The sequence below is a fragment of the Pseudonocardia sp. genome (assembly GCF_050250275.1).
In the GTDB taxonomy this organism is placed as follows: Bacteria; Actinomycetota; Actinomycetes; order Mycobacteriales; family Pseudonocardiaceae; genus Pseudonocardia.
In genome coordinates, this window is the sequence record NZ_JBFWOY010000033.1 from 1 (window position 1) to 14,918 (window position 14,918).

A 14,918-nucleotide genomic window follows, 5' to 3' on the forward strand; every position below is an offset into this window, starting at 1 on the left:
ACTAGCGCGCATCCGTGCCCGACGATCAGCAGCCAGAACGCCGAGGTGCGGACGGCGGCGCGCAGGTCCATGTCGGGTCCGGTGGGCGGCTCGGGTTCCTTCACGACGGCGTCCGCGGGGGCAACGGCAACCCGGCGCCGCAGGCCACGCCGTGGGGCGAGCGGCCCCGGCAGCCACAGGCATGCGACCAGCCCGACGACGGTCGTCACGGCGGCGACGACGAGGAATGCGGTGCGCCAGCCCGCGGCGCCGAGCAGCCACACCACGGCGGGGACGAGCAGCCCGCCGAGCGCGATACCGCTGGGCAGCAGGCCGAGGGCGAGGGTGCGCCGGTCGGTGAGCGACTGGACGACGGCGACGGTCAGCGGGGTGATCCCGGCGGCCGAGCAGCCCAGGGACACCACGACGACGGCGCCGATGAACCCGCCGGCGGTGCCGGCGTGGGCCACCATGACGCAGCCGGCCGCGGTGCACAGGGTCCCGACGGCGGCGACGGCGCGGGTGCCGAACCGGTCGCAGGCCCAGCCGGTGACCGGGGAGATCGTGCCGTTGCCGAGCTGGATGATCGCGAACGCGACGGCGACGATGCCGGGGCTCCAGCCCGTGTCCGCGGTGATCGCGACGAGGTAGGCGCCGAACGCGCTGATCACGCACCCGGTCTGGACGAGCAGGAGTACGGAGCCGGCGACGACGACGCCCCAGCCGTGGCCCCGCGCGGCGGTGCGGCCCGGTCCCGTGCCCAGGGACCGGGCCCGGTCGGCGGTCAGCTGTCCGCGGGGGCCGGAGCGGTCCCGTTGGTCGAGGGGCCGCCCGCGGTCACCGAGGGCGGTGTGTCGAGGATCGGGTGGTGGCAGGCGGTGAAGCGGCCGCGGGCCACCTCCCGCATCTCGGGCACCTCGGCGGCGCACCGCTCGGTGGCCAGCGGGCACCGGGTGCGGAACCGGCAGCCGCTCGGCGGTGAGACGGGCGAGGGCATCTCGCCGGTGCCGACCTCGCCGCGTTGCGCGCCTTCCATCGACGGGATCGACGACACCAGCAGCCGCGTGTAGGGGTGCACGGGGGCGTCGAACAGCGCCTCGGTGGGCCCGAGCTCGCAGATCCGCCCGAGGTACATGACGGCGACGCGGTCGCTGATGTTGCGGACGACGCCCAGGTCGTGGGCGATGAACACCAGCGTCAGGCCGTATCGGGCCTTCATGTCCTCGAGCAGGTTGAGGATCTGGGCCTGCACGGACACGTCGAGCGCGGAGACGGGCTCGTCGCAGATCAGCACCTCCGGCTCGAGCACCAGGGCCCGCGCGATGGAGACGCGCTGGCACTGGCCGCCGGAGAACTGGTGGGGGCGCCGGTCGGCGACCTGGTCGGGGTCGAGCCCGACGGCGCGCAGCACCTCGGGGACGACCGTGGCCTTGTCGGCGCCGCGGCCCCAGACGACGAGCGGGTCGCCGACGATGTCGGGGATCCGCCGCCGCGGGTTCAGCGACGAGATGGGGTCCTGGAAGATCATCTGCAGCTTGGGCCGGAGCTTGCGGACCTCCTCGGCCGACAGCGACGCGAGGTCGCGGCCGTCGAAGTGGACGGCGCCGCTGGTGGGCTTGGGCAGCTGCATGATGGCGCGGCCGGTGGTGGACTTGCCGCAGCCGGACTCGCCGACCAGCCCGAGGGTCTCGCCGCGGCGGACCTCCAGGTTGATCCCCGAGACGGCGTGGACGATCTGTCCGGCGCCGGCGGGGAACTCGACGACGAGGTCCTCCAGGCGCAGGACGACGTCGTCGGTCGGCGGGTCGGCCGTGGGCTTGTCCATGACGACGCTGCTGTCGGTCGTGCTGCTCATGCGTGCACCATCTCCCCCGTCACCGGCGTCCCGGCGGCGGTCTCACCGCGTGCGACGTTGACCCGGCGCGCCTCGGCGTTCTCGGGTGTCCCCACCGGGTACCAGCACCGGTAGGAGTGTTCGACGGCCGACCCGCCGGGCAGGTCGGCGGCGTCGCGCAGCGGCGGCTCCTCGGTGAGGCAGCGGTCCTGCGCGTAGGGGCAGCGCGGGCTGAACCGGCATCCCTTCGGCGGGGCCAGCAGGTCCGGCGGGCGGCCCGGGATGACGGCGAGCCGGACGTGGTTGGGCCCGGTGATCGGCGGGACGGCGTTCATCAGCGCCTCGGTGTAGGGCATCCGGGGCGCGTCGAACAGGTCCTTGGTCGGCGCGGTCTCGACGATCCGGCCCGCGTACATGACGGCGATGCGGTCGCTGCGGCTGCGCACGACGCGCAGGTCGTGGGTGACCAGGAGCATCGCCATGCCCAGCCGGGACTGCAGGTCGCCGAGGAGGTCGAGGATCTGGGCCTGGACGGTGACGTCGAGGGCGGTGGTGGGCTCGTCGGCGAGCAGCAGCCGGGGGCTGCAGGACAGTGCGATCGCGATGGTGACGCGCTGGCGCATCCCGCCGGAGAGCTCGTGCGGGTACTGGCGGACGCGACGCTCGGGCTCGGACAGCCCGACCGAGCGCAGCAGCTCGACCGCGCGGGCGTTCGCGTCCTGTTTGGACAGCTTGTGGTGCAGGATCAGGGTCTCGGTGATCTGGGCGCCGATCCGTTTGACGGGGTTGAGTGAGGTCATCGGGTCCTGCAGGACCAGCGCGATCTCCTTGCCCCACACCGTGGACAGGCCCTTGGCGTCGAGCTCGGACAGCGTGATGCCGTCGAAGGTCACGGTGCCCGAGACCTCGGTGTCGCGGCTGCCGGCGATCAGGCCCATGACGCGGCGGGTGAACACGGTCTTGCCCGAGCCGGACTCGCCGACGACGGCGAGGACCTCGCCCTCCGACAGCTGCAGCGACACGCCTTCGACGGCGTGCACGACCCCGTTGCGGGTGTGGAAGCGGACGTGGACGTCGTCGACGGTGAGCAGGGCGCCGTCCTCGAAGCCCTCGCGCCGGGCGTGGCGGCCCGGGGCGGCCTTCGTGGCGGTGGCGGTGGCGGGTGTCGTCGGGCGCATCACAGGTTGCTCTCCCTGACCTCGAACAGCTTGCGGCTCCGCTCGCCGACGTAGTTGATGGCCAGCACGGTCAGGAACATGACCGCGGCGGGGATCAGCGAGATGTGCGGGTACTCGATCAGCTGGGTGCGACCGCCGGCGATCATGCCGCCCCACGACGGGGTGGGCGGCGGGATGCCCAGGCCGAGGAAGCTCAGCGAGCCCTCCACGACGATGAAGACGCCGACCATGATGAAGCCGTACGCGGCGACCGGCATCACGACGTTGGGCGCGATCTCGCGCAGGATGATCCGCATCGGTCGGCATCCGTAGGCGCGGGCGGCCTGCACGAACTCCCGCTGGGTGACCACGAGCGTCGTGGCCCGGGAGAGCCGGATGAACGTCGGCACCGACAGGATGGCCAGCCCGACGATCAGGTTGGTGAGGCTGGCGCCGAGGATCGCGACGATGGCGATGATCAGGACGAGGCCCGGGAACGCGAGGACGACGTCGGTGATCAGGGCGAGGACGCGTTCGGTGCGGCCGCGGAAGTAGCCCGCGACCATGCCGAGGATGCCGCCGACGACCGCGCCCAGCAGCACCGCGCACAGCCCGACGAGCAGCGAGGCCCGGGCGCCGTAGATGATGCGCGAGAGGTTGTCGCGGCCGAGGGTGTCCCCGCCCAGCCAGTGCTGCGGGGTGATCCCGCCGAACACGTTGTTGTAGTCGGGGACGGCGGGGTCCCACAGGGGCAGCAGCGGGGCGAAGATCGCCGAGATCACGATGGCGGCGATCCAGAACCAGGCGAGGTACCAGCCGTACGGTGTGCGCCTGCGGCGGGCCCTGGCCGGCTCGGTGGCGGTGGCCCCGGTGACGGGCTCGACGAGGTCGAGGTCCGCGGAGGTGATCTCCGAGTCGGTGGCGTCGCGGTCGGCGACGGCCGCCTTCTCCAAGCTCGTGGTGGTGGTCGTCTTCGGGATGTCAGGCATCGCGGCGCACCCGTGGGTCGAGGACGAGGTAGAGCAGGTCGATGATCATGTTGATCACGACGTAGGCGACCGCGACGAAGAGCAGTCCGCCCTGGAGCAGCATGTAGTCGCGGTTGAACACCGCCTGCACGATCATCTGGCCCAGGCCCGGGATCGCGAAGAGCGTCTCCACGATCACGGTCCCGCCCAGGAGCCGCCCGATGTTCACCCCCGAGAGGGTGATCAGCGAGAACGACGAGGGCCGCAGGGCGTGGCGCAGCAGGATGGTCCGTGGGCCGAGGCCCTTGGACCGCGCCATCAGGATGTAGTCCTCCTGCAGCGTCGAGATCATGTCCGACCGCAGGAGCTGTCGGTAGACGGCCGCCTCCGCGATCATCAGCGTCAGGCAGGGCAGGATGATCGTTCTCAGGTTGTCGAGCGGGTCGGTGAAGAAGCTCGTGTACCCGGTGGCGGGCAGGATGCTGGTGAGCCCACCGGCGAACAGCACGATCAGGACCATGCCGAACACGAACTGCGGCATGGCGGCGGCGCCGAAGCCCAGGGTCATCGAGGTGCGGTCGACGAAGCGGCCCGGCCGGTAGGCCGAGTAGATGGCCAGCGGCACCGCGACCAGCAGCGCGAGCACCTGGGCGATGATCGTCAGCTCGAAGGTCACCGGGATGCGCTGGGCGAGTGCCTCGGTGACGGGCTGGCCGGTCCGGAAGGACCGGCCGAGGTCGCCGGTGACGACCCCGCCGAGCCAGTCGACGTAGCGCACGATCATGGGCCGGTCGAGGCCGAGGTCGATGCGCACCTGTGCGACCTGGGCGGGGGTGGCGTTGTCGCCGGCGACGACGACGGCGGCGTCGCCCGGGAGCAGGTCGATCACGACGAACGACAGGAACGTCACCGCGATCAGCACGATGAGCAGATGGACCAGCCGTCGCCGGATCCGCCGCACGGCCGCCTTGCGCCGGCCCCCGCGCGGCGCCTTGCCCTGCGCCTCGCCGGGTGGCGCGGCCGTGGTCGGTGGTGTCGAGATGGTCATCTCTGCCATGGCGGCCTCAGCTCTCCCGCGGCGGCAACGCTGCGACCAGCGGGGTGTCGATGTCGACGGGTCCTACCGTGCCCGCCCCGCCGGGGTCGCCCAGTGGGGCGTCCCGGCCGGGGAGGGTGTCGTAGAAGAAGGCGGCGTTGTCGGCCAGGTGGGGGCGTTGGTCGTCGGTGAGCTCCTGCTCGAGCACGATCGCGTCGACCGGGCACTCCGGTTCGCACGCGCCGCACTCGATGCACTCGGCCGGGTTGATGTAGAGCTTGCGGCCGCCCTGGTAGATGCAGTCGACGGGGCAGACCTCGACGCAGCTGCGGTCCATCAGGTCGGTGCACGGCTCCGCGATCAGGTACGTCATCACCGCACTCCTCTCGGCTCGTGCGCGGTCACCGGTCGACCCAGGTGTTCGCGTAGAACATGTCGCGCGAGGTGTACCGGTCGATGCCCTTGACCTGCGGCTTCGTGATGGTCGACAGGTAGCTGCGGCTGAAGAACGCCACGGGCAGGTCCTTGCCGACGATCGACTCGACCTGCTGGTAGGCCTGCGTACGGGTGGTGTCGTCGCTGGTCGCGGCGGCCTGGTCGAGCAGCTGGTCGACCTGCGGGTTGGAGTACTTGCCGTAGTTGGTGTTGCCGCCGGTGTGCAGCAGCCGCACGGCGCCCGGGTAGGCCGAGTCGAACCCGCCGACCCATGTCGTGAGCTGGAAGTCGTTGCTCTGCACGACCTTCGACGAGAACTGCGCCAGGTCGTAGTACTGGACGTCGATGGTGATGCCGATGGCGGCCATCTGCGCCTGGATGAACTCGCCCATCGCCCGGCGCGCGGTCGTCGTCTTGAACGTGAAGGTCGGGTTGCCGCCGGCGGCCTTGTACTCGTCGACCAGCGCCTTCGCCTTGGCCGGGTCGTAGGCCGGCCACTCCTGGGAGGCGGCGTCGGTGTGGTAGGGACTGGCCTCCTCGAACAGGCTCTTCGCGGTGACGAGCCGGTTGTTGTACTGGCTCGCGCCGAGTGCGTTGAGGTCGAAGCCGCGGATGACGGCCTCGCGCATGCGCCGGTCGTCGAAGGGCGCCTTGGCGAAGTTGAAGTACAGGTACTCCCCCGCGTTGCCGGGGCCGTAGTAGACCTTCAGGTTCGGGTTGTTCAGCGCGGGCACGAGCTCCTGGCTGTAGCCGCCGAACGCGACGTCGACGTCGCCGTTCTGGATCGAGGCGAGCCGCGAGTCGGTGTCGGGGATCGGCCGGAACTCCAGCTTGTCCAGGTGCGGCAGGCCCTGCTGCCAGTACGTCGGGTTCTTCTGGAACGTGGCGTGCGAGTCGGGGATCCACTCGACGAAGGTGAACGGCCCGGCGCCGACGGGGTGGCGGCCGATGTCGGTGCCGTACTTCTGCAGCGCCGCGGGCGACACGATGAGCCCCAGGCTGCCGTAGGTGATGGGCTGGGCGAACACCGTCGGGAACACGCCGAGCGGGGCCTTCAGCGCGAAGCGCACCGTGTACGGGTCGGTCGCGGTCATCGACGCGATCTGCGCGGCGTAGGCGTGCGCGGGCGAGGACACCTTGTCGATGTGGCGCTGCACGTTGGTGATGACGGCCTGGGCGTCGAGCGGGGTGCCGTCGGAGAACGTCACCTCGGGACGCAGTGCGAGGTCCCAGGTCCTGCCCTGGTCGGGCGAGGTCATGGACTTGGCCATGAACGGCTCGAACTTGCCGCCGGGGGTCAGCTTCATCAGGGAGTCGTAGACGGCCATCGCGGCCATGTTCGAGTTCTGGACCGTCGGGTCGTAGCTCACGATCTCGCGGTCCATGCCCAGGACGAGGGTCCCGCCGTTCTTCGGTGTGCCCTCGGCCGCGAGGTCGGAGCCGTAGGGGTTCACCGCGGCGATCGGACCGCCGTTGTTGGGCTTGCCGCCGCCGGCCGCACCACAGGCGGCGACGGCCAGCATGCCGAGCAGCGCCACGAGGATCGTGACGACTCTCCCGGCCGACCGGGTCCGTGCGGGACGGATCCGCATGTGACTCTCCATCGAGTTCGTCGCGCGCACCGCGCGCGGGGTCGGGTGGTGCAAGAAGGGGGGCTCGCCGGGGCGGCCGCGGCCTGCGCGGGCCGCCGGTCCGGATCCGGGGAACGGGGGCGCCGGCACGTGGGCCGGGCCGGGGACCGGGCGCCCCCGTCCGCGGTCAGGTGCCTGCCGAGGGCAGCGGGTCGCGGTCGCGGATGCCGTCGACGTCCATCTCGATGACCGTCGGGTCCTCGTTGGTACCGAGGATGCGCCAGTCCTCGTCGGTGTCGAGGATCTTCTCGGCCGACCGGATGCTGCGGTAGTCGAGGTCCCCGGCCACGGCGGGCGCCTCCCCGCCCTCGCGGACCTTCTTCGCGGCCGCGATGAGCTGGCGGCGCATCCGGATGATCGCCTTGTCGGAGGTGCCGAGGCGCTCCTGGGTGCGGTCGTAGATCGGGCCCATCGACTCGGTGACCATCAGGTCCTGGCTGACGAACTCGGCGACCCCGGAGAAGCTGAAGTCCCGCTGGTGGTCGCGGTCGATGCCGTAGTCGTTCTCCGCGGTGTACTCGCGCGGGATGATGCCGTTGCCGTTGACCTCGGCACGGCCGAACTTGAACGGGCTCACCGAGAACAGGTTGGGGCCGCCGATGTCGCGCGGGTTGATCACCTCACGGGTGGTGATGCTGTAGCGCCAGCAGTTCTCGTCGTCGATCGGGACGAAGATGCCGAGCCGGCAGCCCCACGGGACGGTGGCGATCGCGGTGATGTACGGGAAGCAGAACGCGCTCATCCGGACGTGCTTGTGGCCGTTGGGCGTGGTCCGCACACCGACGTACTTGAACCCGTACCAGGTGTCCTCGATCTCCAGCCGCGGTGCGCGGTCGTGCAGCCAGAACTTCCAGGACTGCGGGTTCGAGGGGTAGCCGGGCTTGTCGCTGCCGTCGTCGGGGATGTCGGGGACGGCCTGGAACTGGTGCAGCCACGAGATGTGGGAGGTGTCGAGGTTGCCCTCCATCGCCTGCACCCAGTTGCAGGTGGTGTGCAGCTTGGTGGCCGACACGTGCTCGGGGGCCAGGGTCTCGGTGCCGAAGTCGCGGAAGGGCGTCATCTGCTCGCGCGGGCCCATGTAGGTCCACACGACGCCGCCGGACTCGTGCGTCGGGTAGCTGGTGATCTTGACCTTGTCCTTGAAGACGCTCTGCGGCGGCTCGCTGGGCATGTCGACGCAGTTGCCGTCGCGGTCGAACTTCCAGCCGTGGTACGGGCAGCGCAGCCCGCACTCCTCGTTGCGGCCGAACCACAGCGAGGCGCCGCGGTGCGGGCAGTTCTCCTGGATCAGGCCGACCTTCCCGTCGGTGTCTCGGAACGCGACCAGGTCCTCGCCGAGCAGGCGGACCCGGACGGGGTCGCCGTCGGGGGTGGGCGCCTCGCTGACGAGCAGGGCCGGGGTCCAGTAGCGGCGCAGCAGGTCGCCCATGGGCGTGCCGGGACCGACCCGGCACATGAGGTCGTTGTCCTCCGCTGACAGCATCGTCGTCCTTCTTTCCGGATCGGTGGTCGGCCGGTGGTGGGGCCGGTCGTCCGCGGGTCGCGGGTGGCCGGCCGGTCGTCAGGAGCCGGGCGCGGCGTCGGTGTAGGTGACGCCGAGGCGCTCGAGGTCGGCGCGCAGGCCGTACATGTCCAGGCCCAGCTCGCCCGCGGCGAAGCGGGCCCGCTTCTCCTCCTCGGAACGCAGCCGGGCGTTGCCGGCAGCGGCGACGTCGGGGGCCTCCTCGCGGGCGACGACGACGACGCCGTCGTCGTCGGCCACGATCACGTCGCCGGGCTCGACGCGGGCGCCGGCGACGACGATCGGCACGTTGACCGACCCGGGGCTGTTCTTGACGGTGCCCTGGGCGCTGACCGCGCGGGACCAGACGGGGAAGCCCATGGCGCGCAGCTCCGCGGTGTCGCGGACGCCGGCGCCGGTGACGAGGCCGACGACGCCGCGGGCGGCCAGTGAGACGGCGAGCAGCTCGCCGAACATGCCGTCGGTGGAGTCGGAGGTCGTGGTGACGACGAGGACGTCGCCGGGTTCGCACTGCTCGACGGCGGCGTGGATCATCAGGTTGTCGCCGGGGTGGGAGAGCACGGTGACGGCGCGGCCGGCGATCGCGGCGCCCTGCTGGCGGGGCTCGACGCGCGGGTCGAGCAGGCCGCGCCGGCCCTGGGCCTCGTGCACGGTGGCCACTCCCTGGGCGCGCAGTTCCTTCACGGCCGCCGCGTCGGGTGCGGCCGAGGAGCGAACCACGACGTGGCGGCTCACCGGACGCTGCTTCCGACCGTCGGGAAGGTGCGCATGTAGGCCTCGGCGTGGGCGACCGACTTCGGTGCGCCGTTGCGCACGGCCTGGACGCCGCGCCGGGTCGCGAGGTCGACGTAGTAGTCGACGAGGTGGCCCTGGGCGCCGCCCATGCACGTCATCGCGGCGTGCTTCTTCTCGAACACCGAGGTGATGTCGAGGAGGTGGTCGGGCGTGAAGTCGCACTGTTCGGGCTGGTGCGGCTCGAACGCCAGCACCTGCGCGGCCCCGAGCGGCTTCGTCTCGCGGTCGGGCAGGCCGTGGGCCTGGGCGACCATCCGTGCCCGCAGCACGAGCTCGTGGGTGAGCGCGTGGTCGAGGTTGTAGGGGTCGCGCGCCGCGTGGGTGAGGATCACCTCGGGCTGGGTCCGGCGGAACAGGGCGACGACGGCGTCGAGCACCGCGTCGGTGACCCGCAGCGGGTAGTCGCCCGCGTCGAGGAACTCGATGTCGGCGCCCAGGGTCTCGGCGGCGTTGGTCGCCTCCTGGTGCCGGGCGGCCTTGACGGTCTCGAGTGTCGCCCCCGGCTCGCGCCACAGGGCGGCGGACTCGCCGCGTTCCCCGTAGCTCAGGCACAGGACCGTGGCCGATCCGCCGTCCTCCACGGTGCGGGCGATGGCCCCGCCCGCGCGCCACACGAAGTCCGCTGCGTGGGCGCTCACGACCACGACGCGTGGTCCGCCGCTCTCGACGGAAGTCCTCATCGACGTCCTCTCCCCGACGTGCAGTTGTGCGTGCCGCCGTACCGCTCCCGGGTCCGCCACGGGCCGCGTCCGCGTGCCGGCCGCGGCCTGGCGGGGGACCCCCGCCGGCGGGCTTGTCGCCATTCGGTGTGGCACGGACCATAGCCCCGTGTTCGCGATAGTGGCAACTAGATTGTTAACAATCTTGGTTACGAGTACCGTGTGCCCGGTACCGAGCCCGACCGGGCTCCGACCCAGGGGGAACCGCATGGCCGCGAGCTACGAGACGGCGTCCGACGCTCCGTCGACCGCAACGGTCGACGGAGTCGTCACGGCCGTCCGCGACGGCATCATGCAGGGCCGATACGCGCCCGGCCAACGCCTTCCGGAGGCCGATCTGGTCTCGCTCTACCAGGCCTCCCGCGGCGCCGTGCGCACCGCGCTGGCCCAGCTGGAGAGCGAGGGAATCGTGCTGCGCGAACGCAACCGCGGTGCCCGCGTCCGCCCCATCTCCCTCGACGAGGCCGTCGAGATCACCGAGGCACGCGCCGTCGTCGAGGGCCTCTGCGCGGCCAAGGCGGCCCAGCGCATCACCACCGACGAGAAGAAGCGCCTGCGCGCACTCAGCGACGAGCTGCGCGCCGCCGTCGACGGCGGCGACGTCATGGCCTACACGCGCGTGAACCAGGAGGTGCACCGCGCCGTGCGCGAGATCTCCCGGCACGAGACCGCGGGCCTCATGCTCGACCGGCTGCGCACCCAGAGCGTGCGCTACCACTACACCGTCGCGCTCCTGCCCGGCCGGCCGGCCGTCGGCATGCGCGAGCACATCGAGGTCATCGAGAGCGTGTGCTCCGGCGACGCCGACCGCGCCGAGCAGACCATGCGCGCGCACCTGATGAGCGTCGTCGACGCCCTCCAGCAGCTGGACGCGAACCTGCACCAGTGGTGACCGGGCGGGCGGGGGCCGGACCGTCCCCGCCCGTCGTACCCGGCACACCGGACAACCAGATCGACGACAGGAGCAAGGATGCCCCAGACCGATCGGATCCTGACCACGCACGTCGGTAGCCTCCCCCGGCCCGAGCACCTGCTCGACCTGCTCAACGCCGACGACCGCGGCGAGGACGTCGACCAGCAGCAGCTCGCCGCCGCGGTGCGCGACTCGGTTCGCGACCAGGTGCGCCGACAGGCCGCGGTCGGGATCGACGTCGTGTCCGACGGCGAGATGAGCAAGATCGGCTACGCCACCTACCTGCGCCACCGCATCTCCGGCTTCGAGATCGGCGACGCACCCCGGGCCACCCCCGCCGACCTGGACGAGTACCCCGGCTACCGCGACCGCCTGCACGCCTCCGGCGACACCGTCGCCTACCTGCGCCCGATCTGCCGCGCCGAGCTCGCCTACGTCGACCGCGGCCCGCTCGACACCGACCTCGCCAACCTCGCCGCCGCCGTCGACGGCGCCGGGGTCACGGGCGGGTTCATGAACGCCCCCTCACCGGGGATCGTCGCCCTGTTCCAGCCCAACGAGTTCTATCCCGACGAGGACTCGTACCTGACCGCGATCGCCGAGACGATGAAGACCGAGTACGACGCGATCGTCGCGGCCGGGTTCGACCTGCAGATCGACGCGCCCGACCTCGGCATGGGCCGGCACAACAAGTTCAAGGACCTGTCCGACGCCGACTTCCTCAGGCGCGCCGAGGTGCAGGTCGAGGTGCTCAACCACGCCCTGCGCGACGTGCCCGCCGAGAAGGCGCGCATGCACCTGTGCTGGGGCAACTACGAGGGTCCGCACACGTTCGACATCGAGGTCGAGAAGATCGCCGACGTCGTGCTGAGCGCGAAGCCCGCAACCCTGCTGTGCGAGGCCGCCAACCCCCGCCACGGCCACGACTGGGCCGGTTGGGCGGCCGCGAAGATCCCCGACGACAAGGTGTTCTGCCCGGGGGTCATCGACACCACCACCAACTTCGTCGAACATCCGGGCCTCGTCGCCGAACGCATCCTGCGCTACACCGACATCGTCGGTCGCGAGCGGGTGATGGCGGGCACGGACTGCGGGTTCGGCACCTTCGCGGGCTGGGGCGGCGTCGTCGTCGAGCTCGCGTGGGAGAAGATGCGCTCCCTCGTCCGGGGCGCCGAGATCGCGACCGGGAAACTCTGGTGATCACCGCGTGAGCACGTTCGTACTCCTGCACGGAGCCTGGCACGGCGGATGGGTGTGGCGGCGCGTCGAGCCCTACCTGCGCGAGGCGGGGCACGACGTGCTCACGCCGACCTTCACGGGGCTCAGCGAGCGCGCCCACCTGCTCAGCCCCGCCGTCGGGCTCGACACCCACATCCAGGACGTCGTCGCGCTGCTGGACGCCGAGGACTGCCACGACACGATCCTCGTCGGGCACAGCTACGCGGGGCAGGTCGTGACCGGGGTCGCCGACCGCCGCCCGGGCCGCCTCGCCCTGCGCGTCTACCTCGACGCGTTCGTCGGCGGCGACGGTGACGCCGCGATCGACCTGCTCCCCGAGGAGGTCGCGGTGCACTACCGCGAGTCGGTCGCCACGGCCGGATTCGGATGGCTGATCCCGCCGCGCTCCCTGCACGTCCTCGGCGTCACCGACGACGCCGACCTGTCGTGGCTCTCGCCGCGGCTCACCCCGCACCCGTGGCGCACCTACACCCAGCGCCTCGAGCTCACCGGCGACCACGCCGACGTCCCCGCGCACTTCGTCGAGTGCACCGACTGGATGCGGGCCTTCGCCGCGCACGCCGCCCGTGCCGAGGCGGCCGGCTGGCCCGTCTCCACCATCCCGACCGGCCACGAGGCGATGGTCACCGCGCCCGAGGCACTGGCCAAGTCCCTGCTCTCGGCGGCGCCGGCGACCGCCGCCGCGGCATAGCTCTCTGGAGGCGAACCAACGATGGAGTTCCTGGTCCGGGCCGAGAACAGGCTGCCCGCCGACACCCCGGAGGAGGAGCGTGCCCGGCTGAAGAAGGGCGAGCGCGCCCGCGCCGACGAGCTGCGCGCCGCGGGCAACCTCAAACGGCTGTGGCGGGTCCCCGGGCGCAACGCGACGATCGGGCTCTACGAGGTCGCCGACGCCACCGAACTGCACGACGTCCTCGCGTCGCTGCCGATGTTCCCGTGGATGGACATCACCGTCGAGGCCGTCGCGACCCACCCGCAGGAACAGTGAGCGCCCCCGAGACCGTCGCGGAGGCCTACCTCGTCGCCCTGCGCGAGCGCGGCGTCGACCGGCTGTTCGTGAACGCGGGCACCGACTTCGCGACGATCGTCGAGGCCTACGCTCGGCAGAAGGAGTCGGGGCTGGCGCTGCCCGAGGTGGTCGTGTGCTCGCACGAGAACCTCGCGGTGTCGATGGCCCACGGTTCCTACCTGGGCGACGGCCGGGTGCAGGCCGTCATGCTGCACACCAGCGTCGGGTCGGCCAACGCCGTCTGCGCGGTGTCCAACGCCGCCAGCGCCCGGGTGCCGGTCCTGCTGTCAGCCGGACGCACCCCGCTGTTCGAGAGCGGCATCCTGGGCTCGCGCGACTACGGCATCCACTGGGCACAGGAGATGTTCGACCAGGCCGGGATGCTGCGCGAGCTGGTCAAGTGGGACTACGAGCTGCGCGACGGGGCCCAGGTCCGCGAGGTCGTCGACCGGGCGCTCGACCGGGCCCGCACCGACCCGCCCGGCCCGGTCTACCTGTCGCTGCCGCGCGAGGTGCTGGCCGCGCCGACCTTCGCCGCGCCCGCGCCGGCCGCGGCCCCGGTACCGACGCGCGCCCATCCCGACCCGGCCGCCGTCGACACCCTCGCCGAGCACCTGGCGACGGCCCGGTTCCCACTGGTCGTCACCGGCGACTCGGGCGCCGACCACTCGTGTGTCGCGGCGCTGGCCGAGCTGGCGGGCCGCTACGGGATCGGCGTCGTGGAGAGCGGACCGCGCCACGTCAGCATGCCCGCCGACCACCCCATGCACCTGGGCTACCGGCCCGGCGAGGTACTCGCCGACGCCGACGTCGTCGTCACCCTCGACCTCGACGTGCCGTGGCTGCCCGCCGCGGTCTCCCCCGCCGACGACGCCGTCGTCGTGCAGGTCGGGCCCGACCCGCACTTCGGCCGCTACCCGATCCGCTCGCACCGCTCCGACCTGACGATCACCGCGGCCTGCGGCCCGCTGCTCGCCGCGCTCGGGCCGGCGCTGCAGGCCCGCGCCGACCGGATCGACACCGGCCGCACGTCGCGGATCGAGGAGCTGGGCGGGCGGTGGCGGACCCGCCGGCAGGCGCTCCTGGACGCCGAGGCCGCGACCTCCGACGCGCCGATCACCAAGGCCACGATGAACGCCGCGCTCGCCGCTGTCGTCGGGCCGGACACGATCGTCGTCAACGAGTACTGGGCGCAGGCCGAGGTCCTCGCCCCGACCGTCCCCGGCTCCTACCTGGGCACCCCGCCCGCCGGCGGGCTCGGCTGGGGGCTGCCCGCGGCGATCGGGGTCAAGCTCGCCCGACCCGACGCCACGGTGGTCTCGACGCTCGGCGACGGCGCCTACCTGTTCGCCAACCCGGCCGCCTGCCACCAGGCCATGGCGATGCACGGGCTCCCGGTGCTGACGGTCGTGTGCAGCAACGACCACTGGGGCGCCGTGCAGGCCTCGGCGCTGAAGGTGCACCCGGACGGGCACGCCGCCGCCTCGGCCGACCTCTCCCCGCTGGCCCGGCTCGACCCGGTCCCGGCCTTCGAGACCTACGCCGAGGCCTCCGGCGGGTTCGGGGTCCGCGTCCGCTCCCGCGCCGAGCTGGTCCCGGCCCTGGAGGCAGCGCTGCGGGTGGTGCGCGAGGAGGGCCGCCAGGCCCTCGTCAACGTCGAATGCTCCTAGCCCGGGAGTGG

General features: G+C 72.1%; 15 protein-coding genes. 5 read left to right on the top strand and 10 right to left on the bottom strand.

What is annotated here, in order from left to right:
• From AB7F12_RS25245 to AB7F12_RS25290, 10 genes are all read right to left on the bottom strand, one after another.
• On the bottom strand, window positions 1-650 hold a 650-nt coding region (locus tag AB7F12_RS25245), incomplete at its 3' end, for an MFS transporter (RefSeq protein WP_428516904.1).
• A gap of 113 nt (window positions 651-763) precedes the next feature.
• On the bottom strand, window positions 764-1,834 hold the full coding sequence (locus AB7F12_RS25250) for an ABC transporter ATP-binding protein (RefSeq protein ID WP_428500417.1): 1,071 nt from the start codon (window positions 1,832-1,834) through the stop codon (window positions 764-766).
• Window positions 1,831-2,991 (bottom strand): ABC transporter ATP-binding protein, encoded by a 1,161-nt coding sequence (locus AB7F12_RS25255; protein WP_428500418.1) that lies wholly within the window; start codon window positions 2,989-2,991, stop codon window positions 1,831-1,833. The genes AB7F12_RS25250 and AB7F12_RS25255 overlap by 4 nt, the downstream gene beginning before the upstream one ends.
• Complete coding sequence (locus AB7F12_RS25260; RefSeq protein ID WP_428500419.1) at window positions 2,991-3,959, bottom strand: ABC transporter permease; 969 nt, start codon at window positions 3,957-3,959, stop codon at window positions 2,991-2,993. Before AB7F12_RS25260 ends, AB7F12_RS25255 begins: the two co-directional genes overlap by 1 nt.
• Entirely contained in the window at window positions 3,952-4,995 is a 1,044-nt protein-coding gene (locus tag AB7F12_RS25265) for an ABC transporter permease (protein WP_428500420.1), read from the bottom strand. Before AB7F12_RS25265 ends, AB7F12_RS25260 begins: the two co-directional genes overlap by 8 nt.
• Before the next feature lie 7 nt (window positions 4,996-5,002).
• Window positions 5,003-5,347, bottom strand: a complete 345-nt coding sequence (gene fdxA / locus AB7F12_RS25270) for a ferredoxin (protein ID WP_428500421.1) — start codon at window positions 5,345-5,347, stop codon at window positions 5,003-5,005.
• 28 nt (window positions 5,348-5,375) lie between these two features.
• Window positions 5,376-7,001 carry an ABC transporter substrate-binding protein gene (locus AB7F12_RS25275; protein WP_428500422.1) on the bottom strand — a complete coding sequence of 542 codons (1,626 nt, stop codon included), beginning with the start codon at window positions 6,999-7,001 and terminating at the stop codon, window positions 5,376-5,378.
• A gap of 166 nt (window positions 7,002-7,167) precedes the next feature.
• The gene (locus AB7F12_RS25280) at window positions 7,168-8,523 is read right to left on the bottom strand and encodes a Rieske 2Fe-2S domain-containing protein (RefSeq protein WP_428500423.1); all 1,356 of its coding nucleotides are present in this window, start codon (window positions 8,521-8,523) and stop codon (window positions 7,168-7,170) included.
• A gap of 78 nt (window positions 8,524-8,601) precedes the next feature.
• Window positions 8,602-9,297, bottom strand: a complete 696-nt coding sequence (locus AB7F12_RS25285) for a 4-carboxy-4-hydroxy-2-oxoadipate aldolase/oxaloacetate decarboxylase (RefSeq protein ID WP_428500424.1) — start codon at window positions 9,295-9,297, stop codon at window positions 8,602-8,604.
• A complete protein-coding gene (locus AB7F12_RS25290) occupies window positions 9,294-10,037 on the bottom strand; it encodes a PIG-L deacetylase family protein (RefSeq protein WP_428500425.1) in 744 nt (247 codons plus the stop codon). Before AB7F12_RS25290 ends, AB7F12_RS25285 begins: the two co-directional genes overlap by 4 nt.
• A 247-nt stretch (window positions 10,038-10,284) precedes the next feature.
• On the opposite strand from AB7F12_RS25290, the gene AB7F12_RS25295 reads away from it, so the two are divergent.
• The 5 genes from AB7F12_RS25295 to AB7F12_RS25315 all read left to right on the top strand — a co-directional run bounded on the left by AB7F12_RS25295 (window position 10,285) and on the right by AB7F12_RS25315 (window position 14,907).
• Complete coding sequence (locus AB7F12_RS25295) at window positions 10,285-10,968, top strand: GntR family transcriptional regulator (RefSeq protein ID WP_428500426.1); 684 nt, start codon at window positions 10,285-10,287, stop codon at window positions 10,966-10,968.
• 78 nt (window positions 10,969-11,046) lie between these two features.
• Window positions 11,047-12,189, top strand: a complete 1,143-nt coding sequence (locus AB7F12_RS25300) for a cobalamin-independent methionine synthase II family protein (protein ID WP_428500427.1) — start codon at window positions 11,047-11,049, stop codon at window positions 12,187-12,189.
• Window positions 12,190-12,196: 7 nt separating this feature from the next.
• Complete coding sequence (locus AB7F12_RS25305; protein WP_428500428.1) at window positions 12,197-12,919, top strand: alpha/beta fold hydrolase; 723 nt, start codon at window positions 12,197-12,199, stop codon at window positions 12,917-12,919.
• A 21-nt stretch (window positions 12,920-12,940) separates the two neighbouring features.
• Window positions 12,941-13,216: a muconolactone Delta-isomerase family protein gene (locus AB7F12_RS25310; RefSeq protein WP_428500429.1), complete on the top strand. Its 276-nt coding sequence runs from the start codon at window positions 12,941-12,943 to the stop codon at window positions 13,214-13,216.
• Window positions 13,213-14,907 (top strand): thiamine pyrophosphate-requiring protein, encoded by a 1,695-nt coding sequence (locus AB7F12_RS25315; RefSeq protein WP_428500430.1) that lies wholly within the window; start codon window positions 13,213-13,215, stop codon window positions 14,905-14,907. The genes AB7F12_RS25310 and AB7F12_RS25315 overlap by 4 nt, the downstream gene beginning before the upstream one ends.
• Window positions 14,908-14,918: the final 11 nt, after the last annotated feature.